Genomic DNA, 17,137 nt, shown 5'->3' on the forward strand with positions numbered 1-17,137 from the left:
AGACACCCCATGAACCTGCGCAAAACCCTGTTCGCCATTGCCCTGTTTCTCAGCCCGGCCCTGGCCTTTGCCCACGCCGGCCATGACCATGCCGGGCTGCTGGCCGGCCTGGCCCACCCGCTGTTCGGCCTGGATCATCTGTTGGCCATGCTTGCCGTTGGCCTGTGGGCTGCCCAGCAAGCCGGTATGCTGCGCTGGGCGCTGCCCTTGACCTTCCTGGCCAGCATGCTGCTCGGCGGCCTGCTGGGCTTTGCCGGCCTGCAGCTGCCCCTGCTGGAAACCGGAATCGCCGCCTCGGTCTTGGCCCTGGGTCTGCTGATTGCCGTGGCCGTGCGTCTGCCGACGGCCTTCGCCCTGGGCTTGACCGGCCTGTTCGCCCTCAGCCACGGCGTGGCCCACGGCCTGGAACTGCCGGCACTGACCAGCCCCTACGGCTATGCCGCCGGTTTTCTGCTGGCCACGGCCACCCTGCATGGCCTTGGCTACGTGCTGGTGCGCCAACTGCCTGCAGTCATCACGCCCCTGGTACGCCTGCTCGGTGCCGGCACGGCAGTGGCCGGTGCCTGGCTGCTGCTCGGCTGAACCGCCCCGGGCAAGCGTTGCACAAAAAACAACCAACACCCCAAGATGCAGGCCAGCCTTGGCCTGCATCCAGGCACCCGCAGCTTATCCACAGAACCCTCCACAGCTATCCGGGATAAGTTATCGACAGCAATAGATAAGCCCCTGAAATAGCTGGATTAATCCTTGACTTCCGAGCAATCGGCAAGCCGCCGCCAAGCCTGTTCAATAATCGTACAGAGGCATAAAAGTCAGCAATGGCGGGGCCTTCAGGCCATAACCGGATAGTTATGCACAACCCTACCCACAAAATTCGTGGACAACTAAAACGCCACTGAGCGAGCGTTTTGATAACAGCCTAAGTTTATGTTTTAACAATAAAAAACCCTTGGTTAAAAAACAGCCAGGGCAACCGAGCGCACGCGCAACTAGGCTTGCAGAAGCCTGCACCCACCTTATCCACAGCTCGCTCCACAGTCTTTGTGCACAAAAAAGATTCATCGCCGAAGGAGCTGTGCATAACGCCATAAGGGTTACGGGCTATGACCCCTATCGAAACATTCAACAGCCCAGTCACAACGCTCCGGCGTAAGGTCACTGCATCCCTCAGGAGAGATGCCCATGCCCCTCAATGAACTGTTGCGCAGCCTGCTCGCCACCTATGCCAGCGGAGTCAGCGGTGCGCGTGACAACAGCGACTAGCCTGCGCTGACGGTTTTTCCGCGCTGCGGCAACCCGGAGGCAAGCGCCTATGGCTGATGCGAGCCGAGTCACGTATAAATCTGCCCACCATCGCCTACAGCTCTGCCGGCAGCACTGCCCGGCGGTTGACCCATCAGAACCCGTAGAAAGGAATCCTGCCCATGGCCGGCGCCAGCCTGTTAACCCTGCTCGACGATATCGCCACCGTTCTCGACGATGTGGCGGTGATGACCAAAGTGGCGGCGAAGAAGACCGCCGGGGTACTGGGCGACGACCTGGCACTGAATGCCCAGCAGGTCAGCGGTGTGCGCGCCGAACGCGAACTGCCGGTGGTCTGGGCGGTGGCCAAGGGCTCGCTGAAGAACAAGCTGATTCTGGTGCCGGCCGCCCTGCTGATCAGCGCCTTCGCGCCCTGGGCGGTAACACCGCTGCTGATGTTTGGCGGCGCCTTTCTCTGCTACGAGGGTTTCGAGAAGCTGGCGCACAAGTTCCTGCACAGCCAGGCCGAGGACCAGGCCCAGCACAAGGAGTTGCTGCACGCCGTGGCCGATCCGCAAGTGGATCTGCTGGCGTTCGAGAAGGACAAGATCAAAGGCGCGATCCGCACCGACTTTATCCTCTCCGCGGAAATCATCGCCATCACCCTCGGCACTGTGGCGGCCGCCAGCTTTAGCAAACAGGTCGCGGTGCTGTCCGCCATCGCCCTGGTGATGACCGTCGGGGTCTATGGCCTGGTGGCCGGCATCGTCAAGCTGGACGACGCCGGGCTCTATCTCAATCAACGCAGCGGCGAGAGCCTGGGTCGCCGCCTGCAACGCAGCCTTGGGCGCGGCATTCTGTTGACCGCCCCCTATCTGATGAAAAGCCTGTCGATTCTCGGCACCGCGGCGATGTTTATGGTCGGCGGCGGCATCCTCACCCACGGCGTGCACGCCGCCCAGCAATGGATCGAACAGCTGGCCACGAACGTGGCGGCCAGCAGCGGCCTGCTCGCTGCCCTGTTGCCAACTCTGCTCAATGCCGTCGCCGGGATTATCGCCGGAGCCGTCGCCCTGCTGCTGGTCAGCCTGGCAACCCGCGCCTGGAAAGCCATCAAGGGCTAATAGGGTGTGCTGCGGATCACTGGTGCGCACGGCGCACCCTACGGGTACAGCACCGTGAATCGCGCCTTGGGGCAACAATCGGTTAACCCGCCAACGGCAACACCGTGACCTGCACCTCGGGGTCATGGCTGCCGCCACCGAGGATCACCCCGCGCAGCGGCGAGACATCGGCAAAATCCCGGCCCCAGGCCAGAGTGATGTGCTCCAGGGCCGGGCGGATATTGTTGGTCGGGTCGAAATCCACCCAGCCCTGCTGCGGGCAGAATACTGACACCCAGGCATGGGAGGCATCGGCGCCGATCAGCCGTGGCTGGCCGGGTGGTGGCTGGGTCAGCAGGTAGCCACTGATATAGCGCGCCGACAGGCCCATGGAGCGCAGGCAGGCCAGCATCAGGTGGGCGAAGTCCTGACACACGCCGCGCCGCTCCTCCAGCACCTGCAACAAGGGCGTCGCCACCTGGGTGGCGGCGGCATCGAAGCGAAACTCCCGATAAATCTTCTGCATCAGGCCGTCCACCGCCGCCAGCAAAGGCCGGCCGGGACTAAAGCAATCCGCCGCATAATCGGCGAATTGCCGTTTAAGGTGCACATAGGGCGACTCGAAACGAAAGCGCGTGGCCTCCAGCACCCCAGGCAGCAACGCCTGACCGCTATAGCGCAACGCCGCGCAGGCCTCTTCCCAGGCCGGCGAGGCCTGCAGATCCAGCGCAGGGCGCTCCACCACCTCGACCTGCAGACGCGCGCTGACCTTGAGCTCGCTATGGGGCCGCTCGAACACCAGGCGGGTCAGCGGGTTGCCGAACACATCCAGGCCATCCTGGCGCTGACAGGGTTGCGGGCTGACCAGCAGGTGCTGCTGCAGGCAGCGCTGCCACGGGCAGGCCCGTGGCCACAGGTGGGCCAGTTGCTGGGCCAGGGACACCGGGCTGGCATAGCGGTAATGGGTGTCGTGGAGGATCTGGTAGCGGGCGCTGCTCATGACGACTGGGTCCGCTGGCTGGCATCGACATGGGCGAAAAAGCGCAATCCTAAGCGGTCGGAAAGCTCGGCGCTGGCCTGGCCGATACTCGTCAGCAACTCGGCCAGGCCCTCCAGCACCTCCTGCACACTGGTCGCGCCAAACAGCGGACTCTCCAGGCTGGCCAGGCCAAAGCGCGCCAGCTGCTGCTCCAGATGCTGCAAGCGCCGCTCGGCCGGCAGCTCGAAGCGCTCGCCCAGACGCGCCAGCGAACGCAACAGGGTACGCAGCTGGAACAGCACCGCATGCGGGTTCTGCTCATCCAGCAGCAACAGGTCGAGCACCGGAATCAGCTGCGCCGAGGCCAGGTAACGGGTGCGGTAGGTGATGCTGCTGTTGCCCAGCTCCAGCAGCCATTCCAGCGCCGACTGATCCTGCGTCGCGCCGCTGCGCAGGAAGTTGGCCAGGCTGTCGCAGAGAAACTGCAGGCGTTCGATACAGCGGCCGAGCATCAGAAAGCGCCAGCCGTCATCCCGGGTCATATCATCCAGGGCAAAGCCCGACAGCGCGGCGAGTGACAGCAGGGCACGGTCGAGAAAATCCAGCAGGTCGCCAAAGTCGGCTTGCTCGCCGCTCAGCCCCTGGGCCTCGCGCTGCAGTTCGAGCAACGCCTGCCAGTTGGCCTGGGACAGCTTGCCGCGCACGCTGCCGGCCACCCACTGCAGGCGCTGCAGATTGCCGCGCAGGCTGTCCGGCCAGTCTTCGCCGAGCAAGGCCGCCAGCAGACGCGCGTGCAACTCGCCGCTGTCGGCGTCCGCCAGCAAACCCAGGCTCTCGGCCAGGCTCAGGGCGGTCTGCAGCGCCTGCGGGTCATCGTCGTCATCCACATAGCGCGCCAGCATGATGCGCAGCAGCCGCGCATGGTCTTCGCAGCGCTCGCTGTAGCGGCCGAACCAGTAGAGGTTCTCCACCACCCGCGAGGGCAGATAGGGGTCGCTGCGCACCAGATCGGCCACCCCCAGGGGACGCAGCCATTGCCAGGGCTCGCCACCGGCATGGCGTTCACCGAGCACCCAGGTGTCCTTGCTGGCACCGCCGCGTTGCATCGACACCACCTCGGCATCGGCCTCGGCGGCAACGCGGGTCAGGCCGCCGGGCATGACTCGATAGCCCTCGGCGCTGGCCACGGCAAATACCCGCATGCCGATGGCGCGCGGTTGCAGGCTGGCATCTTCGGCCTGCCATACCGGCGCCTGCGACAGTTGCGCCAGGGCCTGGGCGACATAGGCATAGGGCCGCGCCCTGAGGCGTGCGGCCAGCTCGGCACGCTGCGCCTCGTCCAGATCACGGCCAAACACCGGGGCAAAACTCTGCGAGGGAAAGCTGGCGCGCACCAAGAGTTCGTCGAGCTTGTCCAGCGCCTCGTCCAGCACCGGCGGCTCGCCGCACCACCAGCTGGCGATGCTCGGCAACAGCAGTTCTTCGCCCAATAATTTTTCCGCGATGGCCGGCAGAAAGCCCGGCAAGCCAGGGGACTCCAGCACGCCACTGCCCAGGGCATTGGCCATCAGCACATGGCCCTGGCGCACCGCTTCGAGCAGGCCGGGCACACCCAGGGCCGAGTCGGTGCGCAGCTCCAGTGGATCGCAGAAATCATCATCCAGGCGGCGCAGCACGGCATGCACGCGGCGCAGGCCGGCCAGGGTTTTCAGATAGACCCTGGCGTCGCGCACGGTCAGGTCGCTGCCTTCCACCAGGGGGTAGCCGAGCTGACGCGCCAGGTACAGGTGCTCGAAATAGCTCTCGTTAAAACGCCCCGGGGTCAGCAGTACCACCAGCGGCGTCTCGCCACCTGCCACAGGTGCCTGCCGCGCCAGGCTGTCCTGCAGGGTGCGGAAGAAACCTGCCAGGTATTGCACGCGCAGATCGCGGTACAGCTCGGGAAAGGCGCGGGAGACGATCTGCCGGTTTTCCAGGGCATAACCCGCGCCAGACGGCGCCTGGGTGCGGTCGGCGGTGACCCACCAGCGGCCATCCGGCGCGCGGGCCAGATCCACGGCATACAGATGCAAATAGGTGCCACCGGGCGGCTGCACACCCTGGCAGGGCCATAAATAGTTGTTGTGGCCAAACACCAGCTCGGCCGGTAACAGGCCATCGGCCAGCAGCTGCTGCGGGCCATACAGGTCGGCCAGCACGGCATTGAGCAAATCGGCACGCTGGGCCACGCCGGTGGCAATCTGCTGCCACTCCTCGGCCGGAATCAGATTGGGCAGCAGGTCCAGCTCCCAGGGCCGGTCGGCGCCATCGGGGTCGGCGTAGACGTTGTAGGTCACGCCGTTTTCCTGAATCTGCCGCGCCAGCAAGGCCTGGCGCTGCGCCAGCTGCGCCGGGCTGCTGCGCTGCAAACGGTCGAACAGCTGCTGCCAGTGCGGGCGCACCTGGCCATCGGCGTCGAGCAGTTCATGATATGCCCCGGGGTTCAGGGGGTAGTCGGCAAGCAGGTCGGGCATGGACATCTCGGCAGTGGCAAGGCAATACGGCTTTACGCGCCCCTCTCCCATTTATGGGAGAGGGGGCGGGGGAGAGGGCTGAAAACACCGCGAAACTACAAGCTTTCCCCTCTCCCTAACCCTCTCCCCAAAGGGGCGAGGGGACTGGCCGCGGCAGCCGTCATCCAAGTGCGCAACATTACGTCAAACGAGGCGCAGATCCAGGGTCATGGGCATCTCATTATTGTTGATTGGCGCCAACGCCGGACGCTTGCCCGGGCTATGACCCAGACGGAAGAAGCGCGCCAGGCGCCGACTCTCGGCCTCATAGGCGTTTACCGGCAGGCTGTCGTAATTACGCCCGCCAGGGTGAGCGACATGGTACTGACAACCGCCAAGCGAGCGCTGCATCCAGCTGTCCACCAGGTCGAACACCAGCGGCGCATGCACCTCGATGGTCGGGTGCAGGCAGTTGGCCGGCTGCCAGGCGCGAAAACGCACGCCGCCAACAAACTCGCCGACCTTGCCGGTAGGCCGCAGCGGCACCGGCACGCCGTTGCAGGTCAGCATATAGCGATCCTGCGGCATGCCCGTCACCTTGACCTGCATACGTTCCAGCGAGGAATCGACATAGCGCACCGTGCCGCCGCCCCCACCCTCTTCGCCCAGCACATGCCAGGGCTCCAGGGCCTGACGCAGTTCCAGTTCGATACCCTTGACGGCAAAGTCGCCGGACTTGGGAAAGCGGAATTCGAAGTGCGGGGCAAACCACTCGCCGGGCAGGCGATAGCCGCAGCCGTCCAGCTCCTGCAGCACATCGGCGAAATCCTGCTCGATAAAGTGCGGCAGCAGGTAGCGGTCATGCAGCTCGGTGCCCCAGCGCACCAGCCGTGCCGGCGCATAGGGCTCGCGCCAGAAGCGCGCGATCAGGGCACGGATCAGCAGTTGCTGGGCCAGGCTCATCTGCGCATGGGGCGGCATCTCGAAGGCGCGCAGTTCCAGCAGGCCGAGGCGCCCGGAGGCCGAGTCCGGCGAGTACAGCTTGTCGATGCAGAACTCGGCGCGATGGGTGTTGCCGGTCACATCCACTAGCAGGTTGCGCAGCAGACGGTCGATCAGCCAGGGCGGGCAGTCGCGGCCCGCTTCGGGGATCTGGGCGAAGGCGATCTCCAGCTCGTACAGCGAATCGTTGCGCGCCTCGTCGACGCGCGGCGCCTGGGAAGTCGGGCCGATAAACAGGCCGCTGAACAGGTAGGACAGCGACGGGTGGTTGTGCCAGTAGCTGATCAGGCTGCGCAGCAGGTCCGGGCGGCGCAGAAAGGGCGAGTCCGCCGGGGTCGCACCGCCGAGGACGAAGTGGTTACCGCCGCCCGTGCCGGTGTGGCGGCCATCGAGCATAAATTTCTCACTGCTCAGACGACACTCGCGGGCCTGCTCGTAGAGAAACTCGGTGCGTTCGACCAGCTCATCCCAACTGGCCGCCGGGTGGATATTCACCTCGATCACCCCGGGATCAGGGGTGACGCGGAAGTACTGCAGGCGCGGGTCCAGCGGCGGCTCGTAGCCTTCCAGCAGCACCGGGCAGTTCAGCTCGGCGGCGGTGGCTTCGATGGCTGCCACCAGCTCCAGATAATCCTCCAGACGCACCAGCGGCGGCATAAACAGATACAGCCTGCCGTCCCGCGGTTCGGCGCACAGCGCGGTGCGCACCACCCCGGCGGCCGACTGACCGAGCAGCGGACGCTTGCCTGCGCCGTTGTGGCTGCCCGGCCAGACGCCGCGCAGCTGCGGGGTAATCTGCACCGCAGCCGGTAGCGGGGCGAACACCTGGCTGGGGTCCTCCGGGGTGATATAGGGGTAGTCGGCTTCGCTGACCCAGGGCTGCGAGTCCAGCGGCAGGCGATAGCCCATCGCCGAATCGCCGGGTATCAGCCGGCAGTGGCCATCGCGCAGAAACCAGCTGCCGCTCTGCCAACCCAGCTGCCTGGCCTGCCGAGCCAGCGGCAGGATATGCCCGACCACCTTGTCCAGCCCTTGCTCGAACACCTTGCGCAGGCGCTCGCGCTCCAGCGCATCGGCCAGGCGAGGGTCTTCGGCCGTGACATTGCTCGGCAGCCTGCGCTCACGCCACAGGTAGTAGAAGCGGTCCTCATAGGCCGGCACGCAGTATTGGCCATCCACGCCCAGACGCTCGGCCAGCAGGGTGAGAAAATCGGCGGCCTTGGCCGCATCGACACCGTAGTCCTGCTGCTCATCGGCATACAGCGCCGGGTTGTGCCAGATCGGCTCGCCGTCGCGACGCCAATAGGCATTCAGCGACCAGCGCGGCAGCTGCTCGCCGGGGTACCACTTGCCCTGGCCGAAATGCACCAGCGCACTCGGCGCGTAGTGCTCGCGCAGGCGCTGGAACAGGTCGCTGGCCAGTCGGCGTTTGTTCGGCCCCAGGGCGGCGGTGTTCCACTCCGCATCATCCGGGTAATCCACGGCGACAAAGGTCGGTTCACCGCCCATGGTCAGGCGCACGTCCTGCGCTTGCAGATCCTCGTCGATCTGCTGGCCGAGGGCAACAATCGCCTGCCACTGTTCATCGCTGTAGGGTTTGCTGACCCGTGGCGCTTCCCAGATGCGCTCCACCCACATCTCGTGGCTGAACTCGCATTCGCACTCATCCACGCCACCGCTGATCGGCGCCGCCGAGGATGGCTCCGGGCTGCAGGCCAGGGGAATATGGCCTTCGCCGGCGAACAGACCGGACGTCGGATCGAGGCCGATCCAGCCGGCGCCGGGCAGGTAGACCTCGCACCAGGCATGCAAATCGGTGAAATCCACCTCGGTGCCGGATGGGCCATCGAGGGATTTCACATCCGCTTTCAGCTGAATCAGGTAACCGGAGACAAAGCGCGCCGCCAGGCCCAGGTGACGCAGCAACTGCACCAGCAGCCAGGCCGAATCACGGCAGGAGCCGGAGCCTTTCTCCAGGCTTTCTTCCGGCGTCTGCACGCCCGGTTCCAGGCGGATCAGGTAGCTGATATCGGTGGCCAGACGCTGATTAAGCGCCACCAGAAAATCCACGCTGGGGGTCGGCGTCAACTCGATGCTGGCCAGGTAATCGGCAAACAGCGGCGTGACCGGCAGCTTGCACAGATAAGGCGCCAGTTGGGTCTGCTCGCCCTCGGTGTAAGCGAAGGGAATGTTCTCGGCGTAGGGTTCGAGGAAAAAGTCGAAGGGGTTGAACACCGCCATCTCGGCGACCAGATCGACCTCGATCTTCAGCTCACGGGTCTTTTCCGGGAACACCAGCCGCGCCAGGTAATTGCCCTGGGGGTCCTGCTGCCAGTTGATAAAGTGCTCGCCCGGCTCGACCTGCAAGGCGTAGGACAGCACCCGGGTACGGCTGTGCGGTGCAGGGCGCAGGCGCACGACCTGCGGGCCAAGGTTGACCGCGCGGTCGTAGCGGTAGTGGCTGACATGGTGCAAGGCGATATGGATCGACACGGCGGCCTCCTGCGAGCCTGGGCGACACACCCTGCAGCGCAAGACTTATGCCAGTGACTCAGCCCCCATAGGCCGGGGCTTGCAGCCTGGTCAGCAGGGTGCAACGCACCATAACAGGGCTCACCCCGCCCCACGCTTGCCGCGGCGCCCGAAAATAGACCGCGCGCCCTTTGACAGGCTGTACCCATTAAATGACGCATCAGGCGTTTCTGAGGTGGCCTTGGAAAATCAGTAATGGGTAGGGTGCGCTGTGCGCACCAGCGTGATCCATAGGCGCTTGGTGCGCACGGCGCACCCTACAACGTCAGGCCATCACCGACGCCCGGCGCAACACAGTACTGAAACATGGCCTTAACAATCCCCTTGCAGGCTGGCAACCCAGCGCCGCAACACCTCGACACCCTCGGCATGCACGGTGGAACGCCCCAGCTCCGGCATCATCACGCTCGGGTCGACACTTTCCACGCGGAACATCAGCACCGATTTGTCCGGCTGGCCTGGGTGAATATCCACCAGGCGATCCCCCGAGCCCTTGCCCGCTGCCACCGGTTGCTTGCACAGGCCATAACTGATGCCGATGGCGGTGGCCGGGTCGAGCAACAGTCCCGAGGTACGCCCCGGCCCCTTGGGGTTGTGGCAGTGGCTGCAGTTGGCATCCAGGTAACTGCGCGCCTGCTGCTCCAGGCTTTCGCCAGCGCGCGGCACCGGCCACAGGGCATTCTGCGGCACGCCCTGCAACTCGGCCGGCAAACCCTGTAGACGGCCCTGCTGCTGCCAGTGCTGCAACTGGTTATGCGTGCCACCTGCGTAGGCAAAATCCTTGTTCAGATGGCGCGCCTTGGGCCCCAGCGGATTGACGCCCTGCCCTGCGCTTTCCTCATGGCAACCGGCGCACTGGTTGGCATCCGGCACCTGATAGGCCACCGCCTGGGTCTTGCCTTCGGCATCCAGCAGGCTCAGCTCGCGGCTGTCGCCGGCCCATTGCAGATAGGCCTCCTGCTGTTGCTCATCCCACACATAGGGCAGCGCCACCCAGCCATCCTGCTGCTTGAGCAGAATGCGCGTTTCGATCAGCTGCACCCGCGCAAGCGGAAGGCCACGCTGCGGGTCGCGGTCATCCTGCTCATTGAGCAGCAGGCGACCCTGGCCGTCCCTGGGGTAGTAGAAGGTCTTGCTCAGCACCGTGCCCACTGGGTAATCGAAATGCGCCTCACCGTAGGTTGCCTTCGTACCCACCGGCATCCAGACCGTGCGCAGCTTGTGCGCATAATCGGTGAACAACGGGGTATTCAGGTCATAGGGCAAGGCCTCGGCAACGGGCGCGATATAGCCAGCGGCGCGTTGCAGCATGCCCCACTCGCTGAGTGTTTCCGGGTAGTTGTCACCTTGCGGCAGGTACAACGGCGCCGGCTGCTGTTCGCAGCCGGCAAGGAGCAGCAGCGCCCCCAGTAACAGACAATGCATCAGGCCCCCTGGTCGGCTTCAGCCGAGGCCAGTTTGACGGCCGGCAACGGCGGCAGGCTGCAGCGGTAATGGGTCATGTCGGTGCTGATGTTCTTGAAGTTGTTCGGCCCGTCGACGTTGATCATCCCCGCCTCACCGTTGTTGATGCAGATGGCCCGATCAGCTGGCAGCTTGCCATCGACCAGGATGTCGAGGTTGACGTAACCGTCCCAGAGAACGTCCGGCAGACGGCCGTTCAAGCCGAACTGGCTGACCTTCAGCGCCTTCAGCTCCAGGTGATCCGGGCTGTCGCCAGCCGGACCGAAACGGTTGCCATGGATATGGATACCTTCCGGGTAGGGGTCGAAACTCTCGGCGGTGGAAAGATCGCTGTAACCGGTGCTGAAGTAGCTGCTGATGATCACGTTGGCGGTCTTGTGCTCGCCAATATCGTTGTCGAACACCTCGACATCATCGTTGGAATTGATCACCACCCCGGAGCCGGCGGGGATGCTGGCCACCGGCGTGCCCTTGTGACCAAAGTTCTTGTGGTTGTTGCCTTCGATCCTGTTGCGGAACACCCGTGTCACCCGGCCGGCCTGAGGCAGGTTGGGCATGTTGAATACCAGCACGCCGCCGGTGTTACCGGTGGCGACGTTGTCATACACGTCGGCGTCGATGGTGTTCTCGATCTCGATGCCGGCGACGTTGCGCTCGGCGCGGCTGTTGCGCACCACCACATTGCGCGACTGGCCGACATAGATGCCGGCGTCCGAAGCGCCGATGGCCACCACACCGTCGATCAGGGTGTTCTCGGTCTGCACCGGGTAGATGCCGTAGGCGCCGTTTTCCGTGGCGGGGCCGTTGGTCCACTCGGTGCGCACACGGCGGATGATAATGTTCTTGCCGCCCACCACCTTGAGCGCATCACCTTTGCTGTCCTCCAGGGCGATGTCTTCGATGGTGAAGTCCGAGGCATCCACCAGCAGGCCTTCGGCGCCGGACTTCTGCCCCTTGAAGCTCAAGATGGTCTTGTCCATGCCCGCGCCCTTGATGGTCACGCCGCTGACTTTCAGGCTCAGGCTACGGTCAAGCTGGTAGGTGCCGGCGGGAATCTCGATCACGCTGCCGGGCTTGGCCTTGATCAGCTGGGTCTGCAGGTCTTTCTGGAAATCCAGATCGGCCACCGGGGTCGGTTCTTCGCCGCAGCCGGCCAGCAGCACGGACAGGGCAAGCAGGAAAAGCGGGGCAAGGCGCATGGCAGTCTCCAGCATTATTCTTATAAAGTGGAACGATAGTACCAATTAATGAAAAAAAGCCAACCCCGGAGATCACACCACCCGATCAATAGCCCAGAGCGTCGTGCATCCGTTACCATCGCCGGCAATTAAGCGAAGAGATACGGCATGTATATCTATCGATTGGTGCTGATCCTGGTGGTGGGGATCTACCTGTTCTCACCGGCCATCATGGACTGGTGGATCGATCCCAATGGCGCGTGGTACCGGCCTTACCTGCTGTGGCTGATCCTGATCGTCGTCACCTTTATTCTGCAGAGCCAGCGTGATGCCGATGAACTCTGATCCGCTGCGGCACGATCTGCGTGACTGCCCCCTCCTCCTACCCGCTGCAGAGCCAACGCGATGCTGACGAGCTTTAGCCTGAGCCAGCTGATCCTGATCAGCGCCGCCTACCTGTTGTTGCTGTTCGGCGTGGCCTGGGTCAGCGAGAAGGGCCTGATCCCGCGCTGGATCATCCGCCATCCGCTGACCTATATCCTCTCCCTGGGTGTATATGCCAGTGCCTGGGCCTTCTATGGCACGGTGGGCCTGGCCTACCAGTATGGCTATGGCTTTCTGGCCAGCTACCTGGGGGTGTCCGGGGCCTTTTTGCTGGCGCCGGTGCTGCTCTACCCCATCCTGCGCATCACCCGTACCTACCAGCTGTCATCGCTGGCCGACCTGTTTGCCTTCCGTTTCCGCAGCACCTGGGCCGGCGCCCTGACTACGGTGTTTATGCTGGTGGGCGTGCTGCCACTGCTGGCTCTGCAGATTCAGGCGGTGGCCGACTCCATCGGCATCCTCACCCGCGAGCCGATTCAGGAACGCGTAGCCCTGGCCTATTGCGGGCTGATCATCCTCTTTACCATCCTGTTCGGCGCCCGCCATATCGCCACTCGGGAGAAGCATGAAGGCCTGGTGTTCGCCATCGCCTTCGAGTCGCTGGTCAAGCTGGTGGCCATCGGCGTGATTGGCCTTTATGCCCTGTATGGCGTATTCGACGGCCCCCAGGATCTGCAGCGCTGGCTGGTACAGAACCAGGCCTCGCTGACCAGCCTGCACACGCCGCTGCAGGAAGGCCCCTGGCGCACCCTGCTGCTGGTGTTCTTCGCCTCGGCCATCGTCATGCCGCACATGTACCACATGACCTTTACCGAGAACCTCAACCCACGGGCCATGGTCAGCGCCAGCTGGGGCCTGCCACTGTTCCTGCTGCTGATGAGCCTGGCGGTGCCGCTGATTCTCTGGGCCGGGCTCAAGCTCGGCGCCACCACCAACCCGGAATACTTCACCCTGGGCGTGGGCATTGCAGTCAACAGTGAGGCCCTGGCCCTGATTGCCTATATAGGTGGGCTGTCGGCCTCCAGCGGGCTGATCATCGTCTCCACCCTGGCCCTGTCCGGCATGGTGCTCAACCATGTGGTGCTGCCGCTTTACCAGCCGCCATCGGAAGGCAATATCTACCGATGGCTGAAATGGACGCGACGCGCCCTGATCCTGCTGATCATCATGGCCGGCTACGGCTTTTATCTGTTGCTCGGCGCCGAGCAGGACCTGGCCAACCTCGGCATCGTCGCCTTCGTCGCCACGCTGCAGTTCCTCCCCGGTGTGCTCTCGGTGCTCTACTGGCCGACCGCCAACCGCAAGGGTTATCTGGCTGGGCTGCTTGCCGGCATCGGCGTGTGGGTAGTGGGCATGCTGCTGCCGATGATCGGCAACCTGCAGGGCTACTACATTCCCTGGCTCAATCTGGTCTATGTGCTGGATGACAGCAGCTGGCACCTGGCCGCCATCGCCTCCCTGGCGGCCAACGTACTGGTCTTCACCCTGGTGTCGCTGTTTAGCGAAGCCAGCCCGGAGGAGAAAAGCGCCGCCGAGGCCTGCGCGGTGGACAACGTGCGCCGCCCGCAACGGCGTGAACTGCTGGCCACTTCGCCCCAGGACTTCGCCATCCAGCTGGCCAAACCCCTGGGCGCGAAGACCGCCCAGCACGAGGTGGAGCAGGCCCTGCGCGATCTGCACCTGCCCTTCGACGAGAGCCGCCCCTATGCCCTGCGGCGCCTGCGTGACCGCATCGAGGCCAACCTGTCCGGGCTGATGGGCCCCAGCGTGGCCCAGGACATCGTCGAGACCTTCCTGCCCTACAAGGCCGGCAGCGAAACCTATGTCACCGAGGACATCCACTTTATCGAGAGCCGCCTGGAGGACTATCACTCGCGCCTCACGGGCCTGGCCGCCGAACTCGATACCCTGCGCCGCTACCACCGCCAGACCCTGCAGGAGCTGCCCATGGGCGTCTGCTCCCTGGCCAAGGACCAGGAGATCCTGATGTGGAACAAGGCCATGGAAGAACTCACCGAAATCCCCGCCCAGCGCGTGGTCGGCTCACGCCTGAGCACCCTGGGCGAGCCTTGGCACAGCCTGCTGCAGGACTTTATCGAGCGCCCCGACGAACACCTGCACAAACAGCGCCTGAGCCTGGACGGCGAAACCCGCTGGCTCAACCTGCACAAGGCCGCCATCGACGAGCCCCTGGCCCCAGGTAACAGCGGCCTGGTCCTGCTGGTCGAAGACCTCACCGAAACCCAGTTGCTGGAAGACAAGCTGGTGCACTCCGAGCGCCTGGCCTCCATCGGCCGCCTGGCCGCAGGCGTCGCCCACGAGATCGGCAACCCGATCACCGGCATCGCCTGCCTGGCGCAGAACCTGCGCGAGGAGCGCGAAGGCGATCCCGAACTGACCGAGATCAGCCAGCAGATCATCGAGCAGACCAAGCGCGTGTCGCGCATCGTCCAGTCGCTGATGAGCTTTGCCCATTCCGGCAGCCACCAGCACAGCGAGGAGCCGGTGTGCCTGGCTGACGTGGCCCGCGATGCCATCGGCCTGCTGTCGCTGAACAAACGCAGCATCGAGGTGCAGTTCTTCAACCTGTGCGACCCCGAGCATTGGGTGGAGGGCGACCCCCAGCGTCTGGCCCAGGTGCTGATCAACCTGCTGTCCAACGCCCGCGACGCCTCGCCGCCCGGCGGCGCCATCCGCGTGCGCAGCGAGGCCCAGGAGCACAGCGTGGTGCTGATCGTCGAGGACGAAGGCAGCGGCATACCCAAGGCCGTCATCGACCGTTTGTTCGAGCCCTTCTTTACCACCAAGGACCCGGGCGAAGGTACGGGATTGGGCCTCGCGCTGGTCTATTCGATCGTGGAAGAGCATTATGGGCAGATAACAATCGACAGCCCGGCTGACCCCGAGCTGCAGCGCGGCACCCGTATTCGGGTGAGCCTGCCGCGGCATGTCGAGACGGCGTCCATAGCGACTTGAATTAGCTAACCGAGTGCCCGCAGCGAGTGGCCCAGCCCCGCGCGGCACCTACGAGACCGTCGAGAGACCGAATTGATGCCTCATATTTTGATCGTCGAAGACGAAACCATTATCCGCTCTGCCTTGCGTCGCCTGTTGGAACGAAATCAATACGAAGTCAGCGAGGCTGGCTCGGTACAGGAAGCCCAGGAACGCTTCAGCATTCCCGGCTTCGACCTGATCGTCAGTGACCTGCGCCTGCCCGGCGCCCCCGGCATCGAGCTGATCAAGCTGGCCCAGGGCACCCCAGTGCTGATCATGACCAGCTACGCCAGCCTGCGTTCGGCAGTGGACTCGATGAAAATGGGCGCGGTGGACTATATCGCCAAGCCCTTCGACCATGACGAGATGCTGCAGGCCGTGGCCCGCATCCTGCGTGATCACCAGCAAGCCCAGAACGCGCCCAGCACGCCCTCCACCCTGCCCCGCGGCAGTGCCGACAAAGCCCCGGAAAATGGCAATGGCGAAATCGGCATCATCGGTTCCTGCGCCGCCATGCAGGAGATGTACAGCAAGATCCGCAAGGTCGCGCCGACGGATTCCAACGTGCTGATCCAGGGCGAATCCGGCACCGGCAAGGAGCTGGTGGCCCGCGCCCTGCACAACCTGTCACGACGCGCCAAGGCGCCGCTGATCTCGGTGAACTGCGCCGCCATCCCGGAAACCCTGATCGAGTCCGAGCTGTTCGGCCACGAAAAAGGCGCCTTTACCGGTGCCAGCGCCGGCCGCGCCGGCCTGGTGGAGGCCGCCGACGGCGGCACCCTGTTTCTCGACGAGATCGGCGAACTGCCTCTGGAAGCCCAGGCGCGCCTGCTGCGCGTGCTGCAGGAAGGCGAGATCCGCCGGGTCGGCTCGGTGCAGTCGCAAAAGGTCGACGTACGCCTGATCGCCGCCACCCACCGCGATCTCAAGAGCCTGGCCAAGGTCGGCCAGTTCCGCGAAGACCTCTACTACCGCCTGCACGTCATCGCCCTCAAGCTACCGCCACTGCGCGAACGTGGCAGCGACGTGCTCGAAATCGCCCGAGCCTTCCTCGCCCGCCAGTGCCAGCGCCAGGGCCGCAACGACCTGAGCTTCGCCGCCGACGCCGAACAGGCCATTCGTCATTATTCCTGGCCAGGCAACGTACGCGAACTGGAGAACGCCATCGAGCGCGCGGTGATCCTCTGCGAGGGCAAGAGCATCAGCGCCGAGTTGCTGGGCATCGACATCGAACTGGATGATCTGGAGGACGATTTTGCCGGCCTGCCGGCACAACAGGCCGGCAATGGCCATGAGCCCAGCGAGCCCACCGAGGATCTGTCTTTGGAAGACTACTTCCAGCACTTCGTCCTGGAGCACCAGGACCATATGACCGAGACCGAACTGGCGCGCAAGCTCGGCATCAGCCGCAAGTGCCTGTGGGAGCGGCGCCAGCGCCTGGGCATTCCACGGCGCAAGTCGTCCGGCGCTACCGCCGACTGAGGTGACAAACGAGGGAACCCAAGGTTCCCCTCCCTGTTACCCCTTCAACACTTAGTAACAAAGGCCGGGTCTTATGGTAACGAGAACCCGGCTTTTTTCTGCCCGCCGCACCACCCACGAACAGCGCAAACCCTTGATTTACAAGGACTCACAAAAACTGGCACGGGTTCTGCTTTATTGCTGGTACAACAACAATAACAAGCACCACCCCCAACAATAAAAACAACACGTAACGACTCCAGAACAACAAGAACAACAAGAATGGAGGCGCAGCTAACTGAT

At 64.3% G+C, this 17,137-nt stretch carries 10 protein-coding genes; 5 read left to right on the top strand and 5 right to left on the bottom strand.

Features of this window, described 5'->3' with window-relative positions; translation table 11 throughout:
* Window positions 1-9: 9 nt before the first annotated feature.
* Both GJV18_RS15055 and GJV18_RS15060 read left to right on the top strand, forming a co-directional pair.
* Entirely contained in the window at window positions 10-582 is a 573-nt protein-coding gene (locus tag GJV18_RS15055; protein ID WP_160347057.1) for a HupE/UreJ family protein, read from the top strand.
* An 842-nt stretch (window positions 583-1,424) separates the two neighbouring features.
* Window positions 1,425-2,366, top strand: a complete 942-nt coding sequence (locus GJV18_RS15060) for a DUF808 domain-containing protein (RefSeq protein ID WP_160347059.1) — start codon at window positions 1,425-1,427, stop codon at window positions 2,364-2,366.
* Between the two features lie 82 nt (window positions 2,367-2,448).
* Here GJV18_RS15060 and GJV18_RS15065 read toward each other — a convergent pair whose 3' ends face one another.
* The 5 genes from GJV18_RS15065 to GJV18_RS15085 form a co-directional block, all read right to left on the bottom strand.
* Window positions 2,449-3,345, bottom strand: coding sequence for a transglutaminase family protein (locus tag GJV18_RS15065; RefSeq protein WP_160347061.1), 897 nt, complete (start codon window positions 3,343-3,345; stop codon window positions 2,449-2,451).
* The gene (locus tag GJV18_RS15070; protein ID WP_160347063.1) at window positions 3,342-5,837 is read right to left on the bottom strand and encodes a circularly permuted type 2 ATP-grasp protein; all 2,496 of its coding nucleotides are present in this window, start codon (window positions 5,835-5,837) and stop codon (window positions 3,342-3,344) included. The genes GJV18_RS15065 and GJV18_RS15070 overlap by 4 nt, the downstream gene beginning before the upstream one ends.
* Window positions 5,838-6,020: 183 nt before the next feature.
* Window positions 6,021-9,311, bottom strand: a complete 3,291-nt coding sequence (locus GJV18_RS15075) for a transglutaminase family protein (RefSeq protein WP_160347065.1) — start codon at window positions 9,309-9,311, stop codon at window positions 6,021-6,023.
* Window positions 9,312-9,662: 351 nt separating this feature from the next.
* Window positions 9,663-10,775 (bottom strand): SO2930 family diheme c-type cytochrome, encoded by a 1,113-nt coding sequence (locus tag GJV18_RS15080; RefSeq protein ID WP_160347067.1) that lies wholly within the window; start codon window positions 10,773-10,775, stop codon window positions 9,663-9,665.
* Complete coding sequence (locus GJV18_RS15085; protein WP_160347069.1) at window positions 10,775-12,013, bottom strand: parallel beta-helix domain-containing protein; 1,239 nt, start codon at window positions 12,011-12,013, stop codon at window positions 10,775-10,777. The genes GJV18_RS15080 and GJV18_RS15085 overlap by 1 nt, the downstream gene beginning before the upstream one ends.
* Window positions 12,014-12,160: 147 nt before the next feature.
* On the opposite strand from GJV18_RS15085, the gene GJV18_RS15090 reads away from it, so the two are divergent.
* The 3 genes from GJV18_RS15090 to GJV18_RS15100 all read left to right on the top strand — a co-directional run bounded on the left by GJV18_RS15090 (window position 12,161) and on the right by GJV18_RS15100 (window position 16,855).
* The gene (locus GJV18_RS15090; protein ID WP_003244646.1) at window positions 12,161-12,337 is read left to right on the top strand and encodes a hypothetical protein; all 177 of its coding nucleotides are present in this window, start codon (window positions 12,161-12,163) and stop codon (window positions 12,335-12,337) included.
* A 60-nt stretch (window positions 12,338-12,397) separates the two neighbouring features.
* Complete coding sequence (locus GJV18_RS15095) at window positions 12,398-15,352, top strand: sensor histidine kinase (RefSeq protein ID WP_160347071.1); 2,955 nt, start codon at window positions 12,398-12,400, stop codon at window positions 15,350-15,352.
* Between the two features lie 75 nt (window positions 15,353-15,427).
* Window positions 15,428-16,855 carry a sigma-54-dependent transcriptional regulator gene (locus GJV18_RS15100; protein WP_160347073.1) on the top strand — a complete coding sequence of 476 codons (1,428 nt, stop codon included), beginning with the start codon at window positions 15,428-15,430 and terminating at the stop codon, window positions 16,853-16,855.
* Window positions 16,856-17,137: the final 282 nt, after the last annotated feature.

It is taken from the genome of Pseudomonas xionganensis (assembly GCF_009763245.1).
Taxonomy (GTDB): domain Bacteria; phylum Pseudomonadota; class Gammaproteobacteria; order Pseudomonadales; family Pseudomonadaceae; genus Aquipseudomonas; species Aquipseudomonas xionganensis.

Excerpts from the sequence above, each read along its gene's own strand:
- GJV18_RS15055 (WP_160347057.1), top strand. The coding sequence starts at position 10 with ATGAACCTGCGCAAAACCCTGTTCGCCATTGCCCTGTTTCTCAGCCCG.
- GJV18_RS15060 (WP_160347059.1), top strand. The coding sequence starts at position 1,425 with ATGGCCGGCGCCAGCCTGTTAACCCTGCTCGACGATATCGCCACCGTT.
- GJV18_RS15065 (WP_160347061.1), bottom strand. The coding sequence starts at position 3,345 with ATGAGCAGCGCCCGCTACCAGATCCTCCACGACACCCATTACCGCTAT.
- GJV18_RS15070 (WP_160347063.1), bottom strand. The coding sequence starts at position 5,837 with ATGCCCGACCTGCTTGCCGACTACCCCCTGAACCCCGGGGCATATCAT.
- GJV18_RS15080 (WP_160347067.1), bottom strand. The coding sequence starts at position 10,775 with ATGCATTGTCTGTTACTGGGGGCGCTGCTGCTCCTTGCCGGCTGCGAA.
- GJV18_RS15085 (WP_160347069.1), bottom strand. The coding sequence starts at position 12,013 with ATGCGCCTTGCCCCGCTTTTCCTGCTTGCCCTGTCCGTGCTGCTGGCC.
- GJV18_RS15090 (WP_003244646.1), top strand. The coding sequence starts at position 12,161 with ATGTATATCTATCGATTGGTGCTGATCCTGGTGGTGGGGATCTACCTG.
- GJV18_RS15095 (WP_160347071.1), top strand. The coding sequence starts at position 12,398 with ATGCTGACGAGCTTTAGCCTGAGCCAGCTGATCCTGATCAGCGCCGCC.
- GJV18_RS15100 (WP_160347073.1), top strand. The coding sequence starts at position 15,428 with ATGCCTCATATTTTGATCGTCGAAGACGAAACCATTATCCGCTCTGCC.